The 3,026-nt window shown below is 51.3% G+C and carries 2 protein-coding genes and 1 tRNA gene; 1 reads left to right on the top strand and 2 read right to left on the bottom strand.

Annotated features, from left to right (window positions below; genetic code table 11):
* Nucleotides 1–45: 45 nt before the first annotated feature.
* Nucleotides 46–1,377 (bottom strand): amino-acid N-acetyltransferase, encoded by a 1,332-nt coding sequence (gene argA / locus A1WG_RS17240; RefSeq protein WP_001516982.1) that lies wholly within the window; start codon nt 1,375–1,377, stop codon nt 46–48.
* Nucleotides 1,378–1,607: 230 nt separating this feature from the next.
* Between argA and amiC the strand changes: the two genes are divergently transcribed.
* Nucleotides 1,608–2,861, top strand: a complete 1,254-nt coding sequence (gene amiC, locus A1WG_RS17245) for an N-acetylmuramoyl-L-alanine amidase AmiC (protein WP_001516981.1) — start codon at nt 1,608–1,610, stop codon at nt 2,859–2,861.
* A gap of 74 nt (nt 2,862–2,935) precedes the next feature.
* On the opposite strand, the gene A1WG_RS17250 is transcribed toward amiC, so the two are convergent.
* Nucleotides 2,936–3,012: transfer RNA gene (locus tag A1WG_RS17250), tRNA-Met, on the bottom strand.
* Nucleotides 3,013–3,026 lie beyond the last annotated feature (14 nt).

The following is a 3,026-nucleotide window of genomic DNA, read 5'->3' as shown; positions in this document are numbered from 1 at the left end:
ATGCCCCCGGGCATTGCGCATATCGCATCTGGCGATTTTCATCGCTTACCCTAAATCCGCCATCAGCACTTTGGATTTACGCTGATAGTTGTACATCTGCTTTTTGCTCTCTGGCAGTGAATCAATATCCACCGGGGTAAAACCACGCTCCTGGAACCAGTGAATACTGCGCGTGGTCAGCACAAATAATTTGCTTAAGCCGCTTTGCCTGGCCTGGGCTGCGATACGCTCCAGCAGGACTTCACCACGGGAAGAACTGCGGTAATCCGGGTGTACCGCCACGCAGGCCATTTCGCCAATTTTCTCTTCCGGGAACGGATAGAGCGCAGCGCAGGCAATAGTTGTGTTATCGCGCTGAATAATGGTGAATTTGTCGATTTCCATCTCCAGTTGTTCCCGAGAACGACGCACCAGAATACCTTGCTGCTCCAGCGGGCGGATCAACTCCAGAATACCGCCGATATCATTGATTGTTGCGCGACGAATCTGCTCGGCGCTTTCCATCACAATTTGCGTACCGATACCGTCACGTGAGAACAGCTCTTGTAGCAGCGCGCCATCTTCCTGATAACTGATTAAATGACAGCGACGAACACCGCTGCGGCAAGCCTTCACTGCACCACGTAAAAAGCGCACCGTACCGGAGTTGTAATCGCCTTTCTCTTCCTGAGCTTCTACCCGCGATTGCGCCTCGTTGGGGAAAAGCTCGGAGACGATGTCACCGTCGTCATTGGTGACCCCCTGTGAAGAGCAAAAACCAATCATCTTCTCGGCTTTCAGCTTGATGGCGAGTTGAGTGGCAATCTCTTCCGAGGTCAGGTTAAAACTCTCGCCAGTGACCGAAACCGCCACCGGCCCCATCAGCACAATTGCACCGCTGTCCAGTTGGCGATGAATCGCTTCTTCGTCAATCCGCCGGATGCGCCCACTATGACAGTAATCCACGCCGTCATCGACGCCCAGCGGCTGGGCAATAATAAAATTGCCACTGACGACGTTGATATGCGCTCCCTGCAATGGCGTGTTATTAAGGCTCATCGACAGGCGTGCAGTGATGTCCAGTTGTAATGTCCCCGCAGCCTGCTTCACCAGTTCCAGTGTTTTGGCGTCGGTCACACGTATATTTTTGTGATACAGCGGTTCGTGGCGATGCGCTGCCAGATTCGCATCTATTTGTGGACGCGCGCCATAGACCACGACCAGACGGATGCCGAGGCTGTGCAGCAACCCGATATCATTAACGATACTGGAGAAATTTTCATGCTCAATGGCTTCACCGCCGAGCATGATGACAAACGTTTTCCCCCGGTGGGTGTTGATATAGGGAACCGAATGGCGGAATCCCTCGACCAGCTCGGTTTTACGTTCCTTCACCACGGCACACCTCTTTGCATGATTATTCGAAATTAATGTATTTTTATTCTGTTTTTTTGCCGTGTGCAAGTGCAAATTTTATGCGTGAACATTTTTTTTATCAGTAATGCCGTGAATATAAAAAGAATGTTTACCGTTTTATAGATGACAGAATATGCGTCTTTCGCTAAAGTTTCCGGTCAAATTGGTCGTTTACTTGTTACACAGCTTAGATTTATTTGCTCGGGAGAGGCATGTCGGGATCCAACACTGCAATCAGCCGTCGTCGTTTACTGCAAGGCGCGGGTGCCATGTGGCTATTGAGCGTAAGTCAGGTGAGTCTGGCTGCGTTCAGTCAGGTCGTGGCGGTGCGCGTCTGGCCTGCGTCCAGCTATACCCGTGTAACGGTAGAATCAAATCGTCAACTGAAATATAAGCAGTTTGCGTTGAGTAACCCTGAACGCGTGGTAGTGGATATCGAAGATGTAAACCTGAACTCGGTGCTTAAGGGGATGGCTGCGCAAATTCGTGCTGACGACCCGTTCATCAAGTCTGCACGCGTCGGGCAATTTGATCCGCAAACCGTGCGGATGGTTTTTGAGTTAAAGCAAAACGTAAAACCGCAGATGTTTGCCCTCGCGCCAGTTGCCGGGTTTAAAGAGCGTCTGGTGATGGATCTCTACCCGGTCAATGCCCAGGATATGCAGGATCCACTGTTGGCACTGCTGGAGGATTACAACAAAGGCGATCTCGAAAAGCAGGTGCCGCCTGCGCAGAGTGGCCCACAGCCTGGCAAGGCTGGGCGCGATCGTCCTATTGTCATCATGCTTGATCCGGGCCATGGCGGTGAAGACTCCGGCGCGGTGGGGAAATACAAAACGCGTGAAAAAGACGTGGTATTGCAAATTGCCCGCCGTCTGCGCTCTCTGATCGAGAAAGAGGGCAATATGAAGGTGTACATGACGCGTAATGAAGACATCTTCATTCCGTTGCAAGTGCGTGTAGCAAAAGCACAGAAACAACGTGCTGACCTTTTTGTTTCTATCCATGCAGATGCCTTTACCAGCCGCCAGCCAAGCGGTTCTTCCGTGTTTGCGCTTTCGACCAAAGGCGCGACCAGTACTGCGGCAAAATATCTGGCACAAACTCAGAACGCCTCGGATTTGATTGGTGGCGTGAGCAAAAGCGGTGACCGCTATGTCGACCACACCATGTTCGATATGGTGCAGTCGCTGACCATTGCCGACAGCCTGAAGTTTGGTAGGGCAGTCCTGAATAAACTTGGCAAAATCAACAAGCTGCATAAAAATCAGGTCGAGCAGGCCGGGTTTGCTGTACTGAAAGCGCCAGATATTCCATCTATTCTCGTCGAAACGGCGTTTATCAGTAACGTTGAGGAAGAGCGCAAACTGAAAACGGCGACTTTCCAGCAGGAAGTTGCAGAGTCTATCCTCGCGGGGATTAAAGCGTATTTTTCTGATGGGGCGACGCTGGCGAGAAGGGGATAGTAAAAAAGCGCTGAATAGCGCTTTTTTTATGGAAGAGCAGAAATAAAAAAACACCCATAAGGGTGCTTAATAATTGGTTGCGGGGGCCGGATTTGAACCGACGACCTTCGGGTTATGAGCCCGACGAGCTACCAGGCTGCTCCACCCCGCGTCACCGTACTGCTT

It is taken from the genome of Escherichia sp. KTE96 (genome assembly GCF_000408525.1).
In the GTDB taxonomy this organism is placed as follows: Bacteria; Pseudomonadota; Gammaproteobacteria; order Enterobacterales; family Enterobacteriaceae; genus Escherichia; species Escherichia marmotae.
This window is presented reverse-complemented; position numbering and strand designations above follow the sequence as displayed.